This window comes from Hyphomonas neptunium ATCC 15444 (genome assembly GCF_000013025.1).
GTDB classification, from domain to species: Bacteria; Pseudomonadota; Alphaproteobacteria; order Caulobacterales; family Hyphomonadaceae; genus Hyphomonas; species Hyphomonas neptunia.
In genome coordinates this window covers 3,142,781-3,158,426 of record NC_008358.1, presented here as the reverse complement: position 1 = coordinate 3,158,426, position 15,646 = coordinate 3,142,781, and the positions used below count along the sequence as shown (strand labels likewise).

Annotated in this window: 13 protein-coding genes; 5 read left to right on the top strand and 8 right to left on the bottom strand. The window is 62.8% G+C overall.

Annotated features, from left to right (window positions below; genetic code table 11):
- Positions 1-15: 15 nt before the first annotated feature.
- The gene (locus HNE_RS14820) at positions 16-1,815 is read right to left on the bottom strand and encodes a diguanylate cyclase (protein WP_035591494.1); all 1,800 of its coding nucleotides are present in this window, start codon (positions 1,813-1,815) and stop codon (positions 16-18) included.
- Positions 1,816-1,960: 145 nt separating this feature from the next.
- Positions 1,961-4,345, bottom strand: coding sequence for a transketolase (locus tag HNE_RS14815; protein WP_011647969.1), 2,385 nt, complete (start codon positions 4,343-4,345; stop codon positions 1,961-1,963).
- Between the two features lie 148 nt (positions 4,346-4,493).
- Between HNE_RS14815 and HNE_RS14810 the strand changes: the two genes are divergently transcribed.
- Entirely contained in the window at positions 4,494-4,925 is a 432-nt protein-coding gene (locus HNE_RS14810) for an ester cyclase (protein ID WP_011647968.1), read from the top strand.
- 4 nt (positions 4,926-4,929) lie between these two features.
- Here the strand turns inward: HNE_RS14810 and HNE_RS14805 are convergent, their stop codons facing one another.
- Positions 4,930-5,253, bottom strand: a complete 324-nt coding sequence (locus HNE_RS14805) for a hypothetical protein (RefSeq protein ID WP_011647967.1) — start codon at positions 5,251-5,253, stop codon at positions 4,930-4,932.
- A 110-nt stretch (positions 5,254-5,363) separates the two neighbouring features.
- Here HNE_RS14805 and murI point away from each other — a divergent pair, with 110 nt between their 5' ends.
- On the top strand, positions 5,364-6,236 hold the full coding sequence (murI, locus tag HNE_RS14800) for a glutamate racemase (RefSeq protein WP_011647966.1): 873 nt from the start codon (positions 5,364-5,366) through the stop codon (positions 6,234-6,236).
- Here murI and HNE_RS14795 read toward each other — a convergent pair.
- Entirely contained in the window at positions 6,179-7,375 is a 1,197-nt protein-coding gene (locus HNE_RS14795) for a type III PLP-dependent enzyme (protein ID WP_011647965.1), read from the bottom strand. The two genes, murI and HNE_RS14795, sit on opposite strands and share 58 nt — an antisense overlap.
- Before the next feature lie 269 nt (positions 7,376-7,644).
- Here HNE_RS14795 and HNE_RS14790 point away from each other — a divergent pair, with 269 nt between their 5' ends.
- A complete protein-coding gene (locus HNE_RS14790; RefSeq protein ID WP_011647964.1) occupies positions 7,645-8,742 on the top strand; it encodes a substrate-binding domain-containing protein in 1,098 nt (365 codons plus the stop codon).
- Between the two features lie 2 nt (positions 8,743-8,744).
- Here HNE_RS14790 and HNE_RS14785 read toward each other — a convergent pair whose 3' ends face one another.
- Positions 8,745-9,851 carry a glycosyltransferase family 4 protein gene (locus HNE_RS14785; protein ID WP_011647963.1) on the bottom strand — a complete coding sequence of 369 codons (1,107 nt, stop codon included), beginning with the start codon at positions 9,849-9,851 and terminating at the stop codon, positions 8,745-8,747.
- Between the two features lie 189 nt (positions 9,852-10,040).
- Between HNE_RS14785 and putA the strand changes: the two genes are divergently transcribed.
- Positions 10,041-13,175, top strand: coding sequence for a bifunctional proline dehydrogenase/L-glutamate gamma-semialdehyde dehydrogenase PutA (gene putA / locus HNE_RS14780; RefSeq protein WP_011647962.1), 3,135 nt, complete (start codon positions 10,041-10,043; stop codon positions 13,173-13,175).
- A gap of 12 nt (positions 13,176-13,187) precedes the next feature.
- Positions 13,188-14,075 (top strand): DUF3298 and DUF4163 domain-containing protein, encoded by an 888-nt coding sequence (locus HNE_RS14775; RefSeq protein WP_011647961.1) that lies wholly within the window; start codon positions 13,188-13,190, stop codon positions 14,073-14,075.
- 9 nt (positions 14,076-14,084) lie between these two features.
- Here HNE_RS14775 and HNE_RS14770 read toward each other — a convergent pair whose 3' ends face one another.
- The 3 genes from HNE_RS14770 to HNE_RS18155 form a co-directional block, all read right to left on the bottom strand.
- Positions 14,085-14,522 (bottom strand): DUF6265 family protein, encoded by a 438-nt coding sequence (locus tag HNE_RS14770; RefSeq protein WP_035591506.1) that lies wholly within the window; start codon positions 14,520-14,522, stop codon positions 14,085-14,087.
- A gap of 138 nt (positions 14,523-14,660) precedes the next feature.
- Positions 14,661-15,089, bottom strand: coding sequence for a PaaI family thioesterase (locus HNE_RS14765; protein ID WP_011647959.1), 429 nt, complete (start codon positions 15,087-15,089; stop codon positions 14,661-14,663).
- Positions 15,086-15,577 (bottom strand): PaaI family thioesterase, encoded by a 492-nt coding sequence (locus HNE_RS18155; RefSeq protein ID WP_049755160.1) that lies wholly within the window; start codon positions 15,575-15,577, stop codon positions 15,086-15,088. Before HNE_RS18155 ends, HNE_RS14765 begins: the two co-directional genes overlap by 4 nt.
- Positions 15,578-15,646: the final 69 nt, after the last annotated feature.

Below are 15,646 nucleotides of genomic sequence, written 5' to 3'. Positions count from 1 at the left end.
CCGCCGGCCCCGCAATCAGCGGCGCTGGGATGTACCGAACATCTTGGCGACGCGTTCTTCGGTATCATCATTTTCTGCAAAGACGACCGGCTCACTGCTCCGGCGGTCGCGCTGGCGCTGATCGGAAATGCGTATGCCGCCCCGCCCGGCAGACTTTACATGGTAAAGTTCGGCATCGGCCTGGCGCAGCATGCCTGAAAAGCCGGTGCGATGATCGAGGAACGCAATTCCCACGCTAGCGCCCACAGAGATGTAATTGTTTTCAAACTGCAGCGGCGTGAGGGCGGCTTGCAGGAACGCATTCGCCTGGGTGATGATGTCCATCCGGCTTTGCCAATGGTATCCAAGGATCAGGAATTCATCCCCGCCCACCCGGAAGATATCGCCCCGCCCGCCAAAATGCGCGCGGAGTTTCTCTGCCATGGCGACGAGCACAGCATCGCCCGCGGCATGGCCAAACGTGTCATTCACCGGCTTGAAATTATCCAGGTCGATCGCGACGGCGGTTGCGTAACGCTCACTCGTCTGCCGGTTTTCCAGATCGCAGATCCGGTCAAGCAGGCGGCGATTTCCAAGGCCGGTCATCGCGTCGGTATTCGCCCAGAATTCCGCCTGACGCACCTGTCCACCCAGCACCGCGCTCAGATAAGCCAGCGTGAACGCAAAGGCGAGCGGCAGCAGGAAATGATTGATCGGCAAATAGGGCGTCACATCGAAGATGCGCAGGTAAATCCACAAGGTAGCCAGCAGACAAGGCAGCCAGGCAACCAGCGCGCTGCGGGCGCCGGAGACACCGCTGGCTGACATCAGCGCAAGCCCGGCCACCACGACAATCGGACCAAGCCCCGTGGCAATGACAAAGCTCAGCTGGCCAATCCAGGCCGGCAGCAGGAAGCTGATCCCGGTCAGTACGCTGATGAAGGCAATCAGGTAGAAGATGCGGTAAAGGCGCGGCGCCTGTTTCTCCATGTCGAGAAACACCATGATGAACATTGTGCCGAATGCCATCACCATGGCTTGGGTGAAAAAGACCGTCCGGGCAAAGTTGAAGTGCACATGCGTTCCCAGCAGCGCATTCATCAAACCTGACGAAAGAAGAATATAGAGCGCAGCAGACAAGGCAAAGCAGATATAGATTCGGAAGGCCCCGTTCGCCGTTGTAAACGACATCGAGGCGGCATAGATCGCAAAAGCCAGCGCAGCGCCAACAATCAGGCTCCACACCAGCGTTTCCATCGTCATGCGCTGGGCGAATGCCGCTTCAGAGGCAATCGTCACGGGCAGCAGGATCAGGGATGAGCTTCGTATGCGGATGAAATATTCCCGCGTTTCGCTGGGGGCTACATGCAGGTGATAAGCGGGATAGGCTGCGGCGATGGCAGCGCCGGTGATCGGAACAGCCGATCCCGCCATGCTGTGATGCAGGCTGCCATCGGCGCGCCGCTCAAACAGATCGGTACGCTCCAGATAGGGAAACCGCAGTGCCAGCTTGGCAGATTGCACATCCAGGCTCGGATTTGTCAGTGTAAAGCGCAGCCACACATCGCCCTCACGTGGCGAGAACTGAGGCGTCTTCTTGCCCGCAGATTTGAAGCCGAGCTCGTTCGCAGAAGCGATAACGTCTTCGGGCAAGGCTGACGGGTCAATTCCCGTGGCGATCTCCAGGGCGGGTGTAAATGCGGCGTCTGCGGGCAGGCTCGCGAGATTGATACTGCGCGGCGGCTCGCCCGCTATGGCAAGCGAGGGCAGCAACAGACAACTGAGCATCGCCCAGACGGCCGCCCGCCAACGGCCTGACTTGATACCCAGCCACATAATCCCAAACCGTATCAGCTCCAACTCTTGGTTTACGCCAATCTGGTAAAGATCACGTTGTTTTAATGCGGGAATTCTCCGCCTTATCGGCACTTATACTCAGCGCAGCTGCACCACCTACTACAGATCCGGCAAACGGCCCGGGCTAGAGGCTTTTACCCGGAGACAGGTGGCTGGCCGCGGAGACGATAGCATCAGCGTCAATCATGAAGTGCCGGTAGAGGTCCCGGATCGTGCCGGTCTGTCCAAAATGCTCGACGCCCAGCGGGGTCACCGGATGGCCCTTTACGCCGCCGATCCAGGCGAGTGTTGCCGGATGCCCATCCGTCACCGTGATCAGCTGCGCGTGCCGGGGCACACCGTCCATCAACCGCTCAATCTGGCTGATGGCGGTCTTCTGCCCGCGCGCCCGTGCTCGGCGCGCCGCCGTCCAGCCGGAATTCAACCGGTCGGCTGATGTGACCGCCAGAACGCCAATGTCGCGCCGCCCTTCGCCGATCCGCGCGGCTGCCTTGATCGCTTCGGGCGCTATCACGCCCTGATAGGCAATGATGACTTCGGCGTTCGGGCCCGGCTTGCGTAGCCAGTAGCCGCCATCAATCACGCCCTGCCGGAACGCAGCGTCTTCGCGTGACCAGGCGCGCACCTGCTCAACAGGCCGGGTTGAAAGCCGCAGGTAAACCGATCCACCCGTCTCGTCACGCAGCCAGGTGCGCTCGTCCGGGTCGCCCTCGCCGTCGCGCTGCAGATAGTCGAACGACCAGTCCATGATGATCGACAGCTCGTCCAGAAATGCCGGTTCGAAGGAAACGATGCCGTCCTGGCTCATCCCGATCAGCTGCGCGCCGATGGACTGGTGTGCGCCGCCCTCCGGGGCCAGCGTCACGCCCGAAGGCGTGCCCGCAATAATGAAGCGCGCATCCTGATAACAGGCATAATTCAGCGCATCGAGGCCCCGCGCCACAAACGGATCATACACCGTCCCGACCGGGATCAGCCGCTCGCCAAAGAGAGAATGGGAAAGCCCCGCTGCGCCCAGCAGCAGGAACAGGTTCATCTCCGCAATGCCCAGCTCGATATGCTGCCCCTCAGGAGAGAATGCCCATTTTTGCGCCGAGGGGATTTTCTGGTCCCGGAACGTGTCGGCCACAGCCTCCCGCGCAAACAGGCCGCGCCGGTTCACCCAGCCGCCCAGATTGGTCGACACCGTCACATCCGGCGATGTCGTCAGTATACGCTGCGCCAGCTCCGTATCGCCGCGCGCCAGGCTGTCGAGGATCTTGCCAAGCCCGGCCTGCGTGGAAAGCGTCTCGTCTTCCAGAAACACCGGTCCGGGGGAGGGCACCCGCGGCGCACTGTAACGGCGGGCACCCTTGGCGAAGAACGCAACATCCTCCAGCGCCGCTTGCAGATCGCCGGGCTGTTTCACCGTCGCAAACGGCTCCCATTCCTCTCCCTCGGCGACGCCCATCACCTTCTGGAAATCGGCCATCTGTGCCTTGGTCATCAGGCCGGCATGGTTGTCCTTATGCCCCGCAAGCGGCGTGCTCCATCCCTTGATCGTATAGGCGAGGAACACCGTTGGCCGCTCGTCATCGGCGCGGGAGAAGGCCTCCAGCAACGTCTCCAGGCATTGCCCGCCCAGATTGTTCATCAGTTCACTGAGCTGCGTATCCGAGCGCTTCTCGAGCAAGGCGGCCACGTCGCCCTGATCGCCAATGTCGTCCAGCAGACGCTTGCGCCATGCCGCGCCGCCCATATAGGTGAGGGCCGAATAGAGCGGATTGGGGCAGTCCTCGATCCACTGTTTCAGGCGCTCGCCGCCCGGTTCTGCAAAGGCGGCCCGCTGCAACGCGCCAAAGCGCAACACCTCTACGCGCCAGCCAAACGCCTTGAAGATCGCCTCGATCTTCGTCCAGAGCCCTTCATGTACCACGCCGTCGAGGCTCTGCCGGTTATAGTCGATGATCCACCAGGTATTGCGCAGGCCATGCTTCCAGCCTTCCTGAAGGCATTCATACACATTGCCCTCGTCCAGCTCAGCGTCACCCACCAGCGCCACCATCCGGCCGGCGGGGCGTTTGCCCGAGCCAAAATCCGTCCACGGACGGGCAATCAGGTAGTCCTGAATGATCGAGGCAAAAGCTGTCTCCGCTACACCCAGGCCAACCGATCCGGTGGAGAAATCCACGTCATCAATATCCTTGGTGCGCGAGGGATAGGACTGCGCCCCGCCATAGCCCCGGAAATTTTCCAGCTTCTCGCGCGTCTGGCTGCCCATCAGGTAATGCATCGCATGGAACACCGGCGCGGCATGGGGCTTAACCGCCACCCGGTCTTCGGGCCGCAGCACATGGAAATAGAGCGCCGTCATGATCGACACAATCGATGCGCAGCTCGCCTGATGCCCGCCCACCTTCACATCATCGTCCGCCTTCTCGCGAAGATGGTTGGCATTGTGAACCGTCCAGGCGGCCAGCCAGAGGAGGCGCTGCTCAATGGTTTTCAGCTGTTTGAAAGAAAGAGGCATGGAATTCGGCCATATCGCTAGGGAAGGGCAATTCCTACCGCCTAGATCAGACGCTCGGGCAAGTCCATGGCCAACCCGGCAACAAAACCAGCCCCTTGGAAGCGCTGTCGCTCTCGATTAGCGCGCAGGAAAACGGGGAGAGAGAAACATGTCAGACTTGGCCACGCGCCGCATCCAGCTGGTGAAAGATCACATGGCGCTGGAGGTCACCCATGACTGGGACGCCGTCATCGCGACCTTCGAACATCCGCGCTATGAAATGTACGGTTCGGGCAATGTGTTTGACGGCGAAGCCGCTGTGCGCAGCTATTTCGATGCCTCGCGCACCCCTTTCCCCGATCAGGGCAACGAGATCATCGCCATCGCCCATGCCGGCGATACGGTGCTCGTGGAATTCTGGCTTACCGGTACTCATCTTGGCCCCCTGCGCCTGAAAGACAGGGTGGTCGACCCAACCGGCCGGTCCTTCCGGGTGCGCATGGCGGCGAGTTTCGAGTTCCCGCCCGGCGGGGACAAGATCATCTGCGAGCGGCCCTATTTCGATCAGGGCGCTGTCCTGCGCGCGCTCGAACTGGCCTGAGCTGTCAGCTGACCGAGCGGCGGGCCTTGTCGAACATGTCGGTCAGCGCCGCGCCGGGGCCGTTGGCCACCTGATGATACCAGTCGGGCATGGCCTGAAGAACACCGGCCGTATCGGCCCAGCGGCGTACATTCGCGTCCGCCGTCAGCTGGAATGCCTGGCGCATCAGGTTCTCGTCCGCCCCGTCAAAGCCGTCATCCAGGGTGATGGACGAGAGGCTCATCATGCTTTTCTGCATCGTCAGCATCGTGTCGAGCGATGCGGAGGTGAGGGCGAGAGAGGCGCGCCACGGCGCCAGCCAGAAGTCAAACATCTGTTTTGTATCCATCAGCTTCATCTCTTTTCTACGACGCTATTGTGCGCTGCACAACAAAACTCGTGCCAAAAGCCTGAAACGGCCCCGTTTTCGCCGCCAGAGAATGGTCTTAACTGGGACTCATGACCGCCGACGCGCCGTTCCCGTTTGAGCCTTCGCCCGCCAGGGGGCGTGTTCTGGTGTTTGATTCCGGCGTTGGCGGGCTCACCGTTGCCGCTGAAATCCGCGCGCTGGGGCCGCGCCTCTCGGTCCACTACGCTGCCGACACCGGCTTTTTCCCATATGGGGACAAGTCCGATGAGGCCCTGCGCGCGCGCTTGCCGGTGGTTGCAAAAGCGCTGGTCGAGGCGGTCCGGCCGGATGTTTTCGTCATCGCCTGCAACACGGCCAGCACACTGGCGCTCCCCGAAGTGCGCGCCGTCCTCGATATTCCCGTCGTCGGTACTGTCCCTGCCATCAAGCCGGCGGCAAAGCTCACCGAAACCGGCACCATCGGCCTCCTCGCCACGCCGGGCACCATCCGTCGCGCCTATACGGCCCGCCTGATCGAGGAATTTGCCAGTGGCAAGCGCGTCATCCTCCATGGCAGCCTGGATCTGGTGAAACTCGCCGAGGCTCATGCGCGGGGGGAAGACGTGCCGCCCGAGGCTTTTGCCGCCGCGCAGGCCCCGCTGTTCACTGCGCCGGGCGGCGATCAGATCGACACGATTGTACTCGCCTGCACGCATTTCCCGCTGGTGCGCGGCCAGCTCATCGCGACGGCGCCCCATGCCGTCAGCTATATCGATTCCGGCGCGGCCATTGCCCGCCAGACGATCCGTGTGCTGCCTGCCAGAAACGAGTCAGGCGGACAGGGAGGCACAGCGTGCCTCACAAGTCCGCCTGAAAGGGAAGAGGGGATCACCCGCGTCCTGAGACGCTACGGCTTTCCCGAAGTTCAGTTCGTGGCCATCGAGCCGATCGAGATGACTTCAGCGCCTTCGGCCGAGCCATAGAGCGACGGCCAGGGGCTGTCCTGAACAATCGCCACATCGGACTCGCCAAACCCGTTGAAGCGGGTGGCCATCGAACGGCCATAGGCGCCGATGTTGCCGATCTCGATATAGTCGCCCTCGGTGAGGCCGGCCGGCAACCAGACTTTGCCTGGAAGCATGTCAGCCGAATCGCAGGTCGGTCCGTAGACGGTGTATTCCACCATACGGCCGAGCTTGCGCCCGTCGCCCGAGATCGCGCGCATCGGGAACACCCAGTTCTCGTGCACGGCGTCATAGAGCGCGCCATAGGAGCCTTCATTGATGTAGATCGCGTTGTCCTTGGCCAGATCAACGCCCACCAGAAGGCTTTCGGCTTCGGCCACCAGCGCGCGGCCGGGCTCACACCACAGGTCTGCGTTCTCGAGAACAAACATGTTCTCGAACGAGCGCATCACCATGGCGACATAGTCGTCCATCGCGGGCGGATTCTTGTCAGCATAGATCGCCGGGAAGCCGCCGCCGACATCCACGATGTCCACGGTCACGCCGGCGTCGATGATGACGCGACTGGCGTCCGCCATCGCCTGTGCCCAGGCCGAAGGCTTCATCGCCTGGCTGCCAACATGGAACGACACGCCCAGCTCGTCCGCATAGCGGCGGGCCACGCTGAGAAGTTCAGCGGCTTCTGCCGCGCTCGCGCCGAACTTGCCGGAAAGCGGCAGGGCAGAGCCTTCGTTCGAGACAGCGATACGCACGAGGATCGTGAGATCCTTTGCGAAGTCGGTCGCGTCGAGGATCTTGTGCAGCTCGGCCATCGAGTCGGTCACGAAGATGCGCACGCCATGCTGCTTGTAAGCCCGCTCGATCGCGCGGCGGGGCTTCACAGGGTGCAGGAAGGCAATGCGGGCATCAGGGAAGCGGCCGCGGATCAGCTCGATTTCCTTCTCGGATGCCGCGTCAAAGCTGCGGATGCCACCTTCCCACAGCGCGTCGAGGACGTGCGGGGCAGGGTTCACCTTCACAGCATAGAAGGGCTGAGCCGGGAATTTCTCCACGAACCAGCTTGCAGCCGCCGTCACGCGTTCCGGACGGAAGCAATAGGTCGGCAGCTCGGGCTGTTGCTCACGAGCAATATGATACGGGGTCGCGTAAGTGTGCATGACACCTAACCTCCAAAGGGCTTCAAACCAGCTTTGGGCGTTAGTACAGGGGGCCCCCCTTATCGGGTTAGCCCAGATGTCCGCCACATCGAATTTCAGGGGTCGAAGTAGTGCACAATGCCCGGTCATGCAAGAAGAAATTTCGCCCGTTACATAGACGTGTCACAAAAGGGTAACGCAACCGCGCCAGATAGCGCTTGCAAACTTGGTAAAATGGCGGTCCACAAACCGCGTCCTCTGCGGCGCACGCCATTCCCGGAGGTCTCCTGATGCTCACCCGTCTTTCCTGCCTGCTGGGCGCTGCATTGCTGCTTGTATCGGCGTGCGGCCAGAGCGAGCTTTCGCAGATCGATACCGGAGAGCCGGGCGTCAAGCCGGTGCCCGCCATCGCCCGCAACCAGAAGATCAAGATCGTCGGCTCCTCCACAGTGGCGCCCTTCTCGCGCACCGTGGCAGAGCGGTTCGGCGCCGTCAGCGGCTTTCCCACCCCCATCGTCGAAACCACCGGCACAGGCGGCGGCTTCAAGGCGTTCTGCGAAGGCGTCGGCCCGGTCTCGCCTTCGATTGCCAATGCCTCCCGCCCGATGAAGGATTCCGAGCGCGAGCTGTGCGCCAAGGCCGGCGTCAAGGCGATCACCGAAGTGGCGCTGGGCTATGACGGCATCGTGGTGGCCAACTCCAAGCTCGGCCCGGATTTCGATCTCACCAAGGAACAGCTCTATCTCGCCCTCGCCAAGGAGATCCCGGACGGGAAGGGCGGCTTCATGCCAAACCCGCACAAGAACTGGCAGGATGTCTCGCCCGATCTTCCCAACGGCCCCATCGTGGTTCTTGGCCCGCCGCCCACATCGGGCACGCGAGATGCCTTTGTTGAACTCGGTATGGAAAAAGGCGCTGAAGCGATCCCGCAGCTCAAAGCCCTGAAAGAGAGCGACGGCGACGCGTTTGCAGAGCGGGCCCATACGGTGCGCACGGACGGTGTCTGGGTCGATTTCGGCGAGAATGATTCAGCCATTGTCCAGTCGCTGGTCAAATCGCCCGAGGCCATCGGCGTGCTCGGCTTCTCTTTCCTCGAGCAGAACGGCGACCGTGTAAAAGGCGCCCGCCTGGCCGGGGTTGAGGCCAGCTTCGACAATATCGTCAGCGGTGATTATGGCCTCGCCCGCATCATGTTCTTCTATGTGAAGGACCAGAACCTGCCGCTCGTCGAAGGCCTTGCCGAATTCGTCTCCGCCTCGGTCGATGAAGGCGCTGCCGGCAATGATGGCTATCTCATCGAGAAAGGCCTCATTCCGCTGCCGGAAGCCGACCTCGAAACCCAGCAGGCGCTCGCCAAACAGCTTGAAGCCAAAGTCCGCGCCTACTGAGCCTAGAAGCCCGGCCCGGCCGGTGAGCGTCTCCGGCGGATACGGATCTTCTGCCAGAAGCGCTTGCGCTCGGGCGCCGGCAGCGGCTGCAGGTTCTCGATGAACGCCTCCGCGCACGCCCGCCAGCTATAGGTCTCGGCATAGGCCCGGCAGGTCTCCCGGCTCAGCTCAAGACAGTCCAGCACGCCCTGGCGCAGATTACCGCCCACTGGCGTAATCGTCCCGGCGCCGGATCCGGGGATTACGTCCCGCGGTCCTGTCGCGTCATAGGCGGCCACCGGCGTGCCCGCCGCCATGGCCTCCAGCACCACCAGCCCGAACGTATCTGTCAGGCTCGGAAACACGAACACATCCGCGCTCGCATAATGGGCGGCCAGGTCGTCGCCAAACTTCGCGCCCAGGAACACGACATCCTTGTACTTGCGCTTCAGCTCTTCCAGCTGCGGGCCGTCGCCCACGATCACCTTCGTGCCGGGCAGGTCGAGCCCGGTGAAGGATTCGATGTTCTTCTCCACCGCCACCCGCCCGACATTCAGATAAATCGGCCGTTTCATCCCGGCAAAGGGGTCGCCGGGCTGGCCTTCCTCGATCCGCTTGGCAGGGTTGAACAATTCGGTATCCACGCCCCGGCTCCACGAGACGAGGTTGATGAAACGCTGCTGGCGCAGCTCATCCAGCAGCGAAGGCGTCGCCACCATCACCTTGCCGGAATATTTGTGGAACCAGCGCACAAAGGAATAGCCCCACGATACGGGCACCGGCAGGCGCGCCGACACATATTCGGGAAACCGCGTGTGATAGGCGGTCGAGAAGGGGTGCTTTTCGGTCAGGCACACCGCGCGGCCCGCCATCCCCAGCGTGCCTTCGGTCGCGATATGCACGGCGTCAGGCTCGAACGCATCAAAGCGCTCGCGGATCTTGCGGCGGGCAAACATTGCCAGCTTGATCTCCGGATAAGTCGGCAGGGGCATGGTCATGAAACCATCCCCCGGATGCACGATCTCCCAGACATGGCCCATGGCCTCTGTCTCGGCGATAACGCGCTTCATCGTGCGAACGACGCCATTGACCTGCGGGTCCCAAGCGTCGGTGACGAGCATGATGCGCATGCCGGCTCCATGGTTTCAGCCCCCCGTGGGCCTTGGGGGCGCAATCTGGCGGGCTTGGCGCGGGGCGTAAAGGGGGTCACTGCGGCGCAGCGCTGTTTTGAGGCACTCCCCTGATGGGGGTATTCTTGTGCGCAGGCTAAGGTATAAGCGGCAGATTATTGCCCCGGCCCTGCCAGACGGACCCTCTCCATGCCCGATACCGCTACGCAAACCGCTCTCGATTGGGACGCGCTCGACGCTCTGAAATTTACCGATGAGGAAGCTCTCCTCGAAAGCCTCCTCAAGGAAGGCATTCTGCCCCCTTCGATCCGCGAGGGCGCCGTGCGCCGGGGCAGGGAACTGGTGATGTCCGCCCGTGCCAAGGGCCGCCGCAAGGGCATGATGGAAAGCTTCCTGGAAGAGTTCGGCCTCTCCAATTCCGAAGGCCTCGCCCTGATGTGCCTCGCTGAAGCCCTTCTGCGGGTGCCCGACGCCGAAACCAAGGACGACCTCATCGCCGAGAAAATCCGCTCCGGCGACTGGGGCGCCCATAAGGGCCAGTCCGACAGCTGGCTGGTCAACGCCTCCACCTGGGGCCTGATGCTCACCGGCCGCGTCATCGGCGCGCCGGAGAACGCCCATAAGGGCGCCGGCAATTTCGTCACCGGTCTCGTCCGCCAGTCCGGCGAGCCCGTCATCCGCGCCGCCATGATGCAGGCCATGCGCATCATGGGCGAACAGTTCGTCCTTGGCCGGACGGTTTCAGAGGCCCTTAAGCGCGGCCGCCGCATGGTCAAATCCGGCGAAGCGGCTCATTTCAGCTTCGACATGCTCGGCGAAGGCGCGCGCACCACGGCAGACGCAGACCGGTATTACAAAGCCTATCACGACGCCATCGCCGCCGTCGCGGCCGAAAAAGACCCCGCCCAGCCGCCGGAAAAGGCCAATGGCGTCTCGGTCAAACTCTCCGCGCTCCATCCCCGCTACCTCGCCATCAAAGAGGCGCGCGTGATGGCAGAGCTCTATCCGCGCGTGCTCTCCTTGTGCGAAGCGGCCGCCAAAGCCAATATCGGTCTCTGCCTCGATGCCGAAGAAGCCCACCGCCTGGTCATCAGCCTGAAGATCTTCGAGCGCCTCGCCCGCGAGCCCTCCCTGAAAGACTGGACCGGCCTCGGCCTCGCCGTACAGGCCTACCAGAAACGCGCCCGCGCCGTGATTGACCGACTCGCTGATCTGGCAAGACAAACGAACCGTCGCTTCATGGTCCGTCTCGTAAAAGGCGCCTATTGGGACAGCGAAATCAAGCATGCCCAGGTCGAAGGCTTCTCCAATTTCCCGGTCTTCACCACAAAGCAGGGTACGGACGTTCACTACCTCGTCTGCGCCAGGGCGATGCTCGCCGCGTCCCCGGCCATCTATCCCGCCTTCGCCACCCACAACGCCCACAGCCTGGCAGCGGTTGATCTCCTCGCTGCCGAAGCCGGCGTCACCAATTTCGAATTCCAGCGCCTCCACGGCATGGGCGAGCCCCTTTATGAAGCCGCCGGCGCCGGAAACCGCGTCCGCGTCTATGCCCCCGTCGGCGCGCATGAAGACCTCCTGCCATATCTCGTTCGTCGCCTCCTGGAAAACGGCGCCAATACCAGCTTCGTTCACTCTTTCCTTGATCCAGATGTGCCCGCAGAGCAGGTGGTGGCAGACCCCATCGCCAAGGTCGAGGCCGGCCCTCGCCGCCATGCGCGCATCCCCACCCCGCCGCGTCTCTATGGCGCCGGCCGCCGCAACTCCGCCGGGCATGATCTCAGCCAGCTTGACGTGCGCAAGAAGTTCGCCGCCGCGCTGAAAAGCCTCGATGATGGCCCGGCCTTTGCTGCAGGCGCCATCGTCTCAGGAAAGCCCGAAACAGGCGGAGGCGAACTCGTCCGTATGCCTGCTGAAACCGGCCGCGCCCTCGGCGCCCTGAAGGAGGCCGATGCCGACGAGATTGACCGCGCGCTTGACGCGGCCACGAAATTCCAGCCGGAATGGGATCAACTCGGCGGCTCCAAACGTGCCGAACACCTCCGCGCCATGGGCGACGTCCTGGAGGCAAACGCTGCCCAGCTCATCGCCCTGATGTCCCGCGAAGCGGGCAAGACGCTTCCTGACGGCATCGCCGAAGTGCGCGAAGCGGTCGACTTCTGCCGCTACTATGCTCAGCAGGCGGAGCAGGATTTTGCCGCCCCCGTGCGCCTTCCGGGCCCCACGGGCGAAACCAACCATCTCTCCCTGCATGGCCGCGGCGTCTTCTGTTGCATCAGCCCGTGGAACTTTCCGCTCGCCATCTTCACCGGCCAGATCGCGGCTGCGCTCGCTGCGGGCAACACGGTCGTCGCCAAGCCCGCCGAACAGACGGGCCTCACCGCCTTTGAGGCCGTGCGCCTTTTCCACAAGGCCGGTCTGCCCGGCGATGCGCTGCACCTCCTGCCGGGCAGGGGCGAAACCGTCGGCGCCGCGCTGACGGGCGACCTTCGCGTCTCCGGCGTCTGCTTCACCGGCGGCACCTCAACCGCCCGGATGATCAACCGCACGCTCGCAGGCCGGGACGGCCCCATCATTCCGCTGATCGCAGAGACCGGCGGCCTCAACGGTCTCTTCGTCGATACAACGGCGCTCAGGGAGCAGGTGATCGACGACATCATCATCTCTGCCTTCGGCTCGGCCGGCCAGCGTTGCTCGGCCCTGCGCATTGCTTTCGTGCCCAATGCGACCGCCGATCATCTCATCGACGGCCTCATCGGCGCCATGAACGAGCTGGCCCTTGGCGATCCTGCCCTTCCGCAAACCGATACCGGCCCGGTGATCGATGCCGACGCCCGCAAGGCGCTGGAAGCTCATATGGAGCGCATGACCCGCGAAGCGAAAGTCCTCCACCAGCTCGACGCCGGAAAGCTTGGCGAAGAGGGCTATGGCTTCGGCCCGGCCCTGGTGGAACTCTCCTCGCTCGACCAGATCAGCGAAGAAACCTTCGGCCCTGTCCTGCATATCCTGCGCTATGATCCGGATAATGTCGCCGTCCTCGCCAGTGCCCTGAAAGCCAAAGGATACGGCCTCACCCTCGGCATCCACTCGCGCCTGGAAAGTTTCCACAATGCCGTCAAGACGGCCTGCCCGGTCGGCAACACCTATGTGAACCGCTCGATGATCGGCGCGGTCGTCGGTGTCCAGCCCTTTGGCGGGGAAGGGCTCTCGGGCACTGGCCCCAAGGCAGGGGGCCCACATTATCTCCATCGTTTCGCCACGGAGCGCGTGGTAAGTGTCAACATCACCGCCCAGGGCGGCGATCCGGAACTGCTCAGCCTCTAAGGAACGAACCGCATGAAACGCCTTCTCCTCACCGCTTCGATGGCTGCGCTCCTGCTGGCAGCGTGCGCCCCCAAAACGGAAACGCCCGCCGATGCAGGCGCAAGCGAAGGCGCGCCGGTTGTGGAGACGGCATCTTCAGAAACCGCTGAGCCAGGCCCGCTGCCCGCTGATCTCGGCAGCCCCGCTTTCGAGGAAACCGCCGAAGAATACGAAATCCGCGCGGTCGTCGATCCGCAGATCGTCGCCTTCGATGAAGCGCTCGCACAGATGTATTTCACGTCTGCCCGCGCCTCACTCGACGCCCTGAAGGAACAGGCGGTCAATGACAGCAAGGCCGCCGCAGAACAGGCCGCCGCCAATGGCACGGAAAACTGGTTCCGGTCCTATTTCATGGAATTCCGTTTCGAGGCGACGGCATCTGAAGGCGATATCATCAGCGTGCTGCAGACGGTCTCCAGCTATACCGGAGGCGCCCATCCCAACCACGCTCTCAAGGGCATGGTGCAGCAGCGGAACGTGGAAAATCCCATCCCCATCAGCGCCGTGGTTGCAGATACCGCCGCTTTCGGCGAACGCCTCAAATCCTATCTGACAGACCAAAAGATCGCGCGCGCCCAGAACGATCCTGCCCGCGACCAGGTCACAGCTGAAGTCGAGGAAATTCTGGGAGACAACGCAAATGCCGGCTCTGTCTGGGGCGCCAATTACATACTCGCGCGCTCAACCGAGGCCGGCAAGTTCGGCGGCATCACCGTGCTCTTTTCGCCCTATGATGTCGGCCCGTATGCGGAAGGCGCCTATGACATCACCGTCCCGGCCAGCGACCTGAGCGGAATGCTCACGCCGGACTGGACCGCCCGCTTTGGCGGCGAGCCTGTCCCTCTGGCCGCGCCGCTTTAAGGCCCGCGCCTAGCAGCGGCGGAAGTTGAACACCTGCATCTGGTCGCCGTTCATCCGGGAGATCGTCGCCGTCATCCGGCGGCCATCGCGCGTATAGGTGATCAGCTGCGGGAAATCATGCGACGGGTTGGCGAAGGTCACGGTGTTCTTGGCCCGGCTCGTCTCGGTGAACTCCGAAGGTCCAAACCCGCCCGGATAGGCATTGAAGGTCGCCGGGCTGCCCAGCTCGATGCGCGTCTGCTCAAAGTATGTCGCTGCCTCACCGTTGAGGTTCAGCGCATAGCCGAACAGATAGCCATGCTCAGGCTTGGTCCACACTTCCTTGTAGGTGCGGTCATCATTGCGCCAGCAGCCGCTCATGAAGTCCAGATCGTCCGCCTGCGCGGAAGAGGGGGAACTGGCACAGGCCGACAGGCCGAGGGCGAGGGCAATAAAGGCGCGTTTCATGGGTCCACCAATCTTTAAACAGCCCATCCGGGCCAGTCTGCATCGCTTGCGAACGGATCATCCCGCAATTCAGATGTCAGGATACCACCCCGAGGCCCGCTGTGAAGCCATCAGTGCAGCCCTGTGCCCACGCCCGGCCTAGTCCTGCGCCACCATGAAGTGCGCCACGATGGCCGAAACGGGGTCGGCCCGGTTCTCCTGCCAGGCCTCGGCGCGCACAGACGCCATCCGCCGCCCCATCTTCATCACATAGGCCCGCGCATAGAGATCCTTCGCGTGCCCCTGGCGCAGATAGTCGATCGTGATGTTCATCGGCTTGGGCGGGCGCGGCATGTCTGACACCAGGAACACCTGCAACATCGCCGTCAGCTCAAGGAAAGACGCAATCGCCCCGCCATGCAGCGCGCCGATGGTCACGTTCCCGATCAGCTTCTCCTGAAACGGCAGGATCGCCGTCATCTCGTCGCCCAGCACTTCGCAGCGCATGCCCAGCGTCTGCGCAAACGGCACCCGCTTCAGGATGGCGTCCACTTCATCCGCGCGCGGATTTGTCAGCTTCGGGTTCATACTTCCGTCTTCCCCTGCGGGCTTTGCGAGCCAAAGCGCGGCTTGTTGATGGCAAATGTGCCCGCCGAGGTGGCGATCAGCGTGTCCCGCGTCCCGTGATAGGCCCAGGCGCGCGTAAAGCACACGCTCTTGGTCACCCGGTAGCATTCGGCTTCCCCGATGATCTCCAGGCCTTTTTCTGCCGGGCGCATATAATCAATCCGCAGGTCAATCGTCGCCACAAAGCGCAGCTTCGTCATCGCCGAGGTACACGCCATGCCCGAGAGGTTATCCAGAAACGTCGTGATCACCCCGCCATGGATCACGCCGGTGTCCGGGTCGCCCACCAGATTCTCCGCCCAGGGCTGGCGCCCCCACACATGCCCGCGTTCGATCTTGGTGACCTCAAAGCCCACCTCATTGCCCCACGGCACAGAGCTGTTCATCATCTCGACATGCTCGCGCATCACGGCGGCGATGCGATCAGGGTCATTTCTGTTATCATTCATGAGAGGCTTACCCCGCGTCCGGATTTGACGCCTTATCCCAGCCGGATAACATCGCAGCAATTCCAAAGA

Bases quoted from the DNA above. Each gene is read 5' to 3' on its own strand.
- HNE_RS14820 (WP_035591494.1), bottom strand. From the start codon at position 1,815: ATGTGGCTGGGTATCAAGTCAGGCCGTTGGCGGGCGGCCGTCTGGGCG.
- HNE_RS14815 (WP_011647969.1), bottom strand. From the start codon at position 4,345: ATGCCTCTTTCTTTCAAACAGCTGAAAACCATTGAGCAGCGCCTCCTC.
- HNE_RS14810 (WP_011647968.1), top strand. From the start codon at position 4,494: ATGTCAGACTTGGCCACGCGCCGCATCCAGCTGGTGAAAGATCACATG.
- HNE_RS14805 (WP_011647967.1), bottom strand. From the start codon at position 5,253: ATGGATACAAAACAGATGTTTGACTTCTGGCTGGCGCCGTGGCGCGCC.
- murI (WP_011647966.1), top strand. From the start codon at position 5,364: ATGACCGCCGACGCGCCGTTCCCGTTTGAGCCTTCGCCCGCCAGGGGG.
- HNE_RS14795 (WP_011647965.1), bottom strand. From the start codon at position 7,375: ATGCACACTTACGCGACCCCGTATCATATTGCTCGTGAGCAACAGCCC.
- HNE_RS14790 (WP_011647964.1), top strand. From the start codon at position 7,645: ATGCTCACCCGTCTTTCCTGCCTGCTGGGCGCTGCATTGCTGCTTGTA.
- HNE_RS14785 (WP_011647963.1), bottom strand. From the start codon at position 9,851: ATGCGCATCATGCTCGTCACCGACGCTTGGGACCCGCAGGTCAATGGC.
- putA (WP_011647962.1), top strand. From the start codon at position 10,041: ATGCCCGATACCGCTACGCAAACCGCTCTCGATTGGGACGCGCTCGAC.
- HNE_RS14775 (WP_011647961.1), top strand. From the start codon at position 13,188: ATGAAACGCCTTCTCCTCACCGCTTCGATGGCTGCGCTCCTGCTGGCA.
- HNE_RS14770 (WP_035591506.1), bottom strand. From the start codon at position 14,522: ATGAAACGCGCCTTTATTGCCCTCGCCCTCGGCCTGTCGGCCTGTGCC.
- HNE_RS14765 (WP_011647959.1), bottom strand. From the start codon at position 15,089: ATGAACCCGAAGCTGACAAATCCGCGCGCGGATGAAGTGGACGCCATC.
- HNE_RS18155 (WP_049755160.1), bottom strand. From the start codon at position 15,577: ATGAATGATAACAGAAATGACCCTGATCGCATCGCCGCCGTGATGCGC.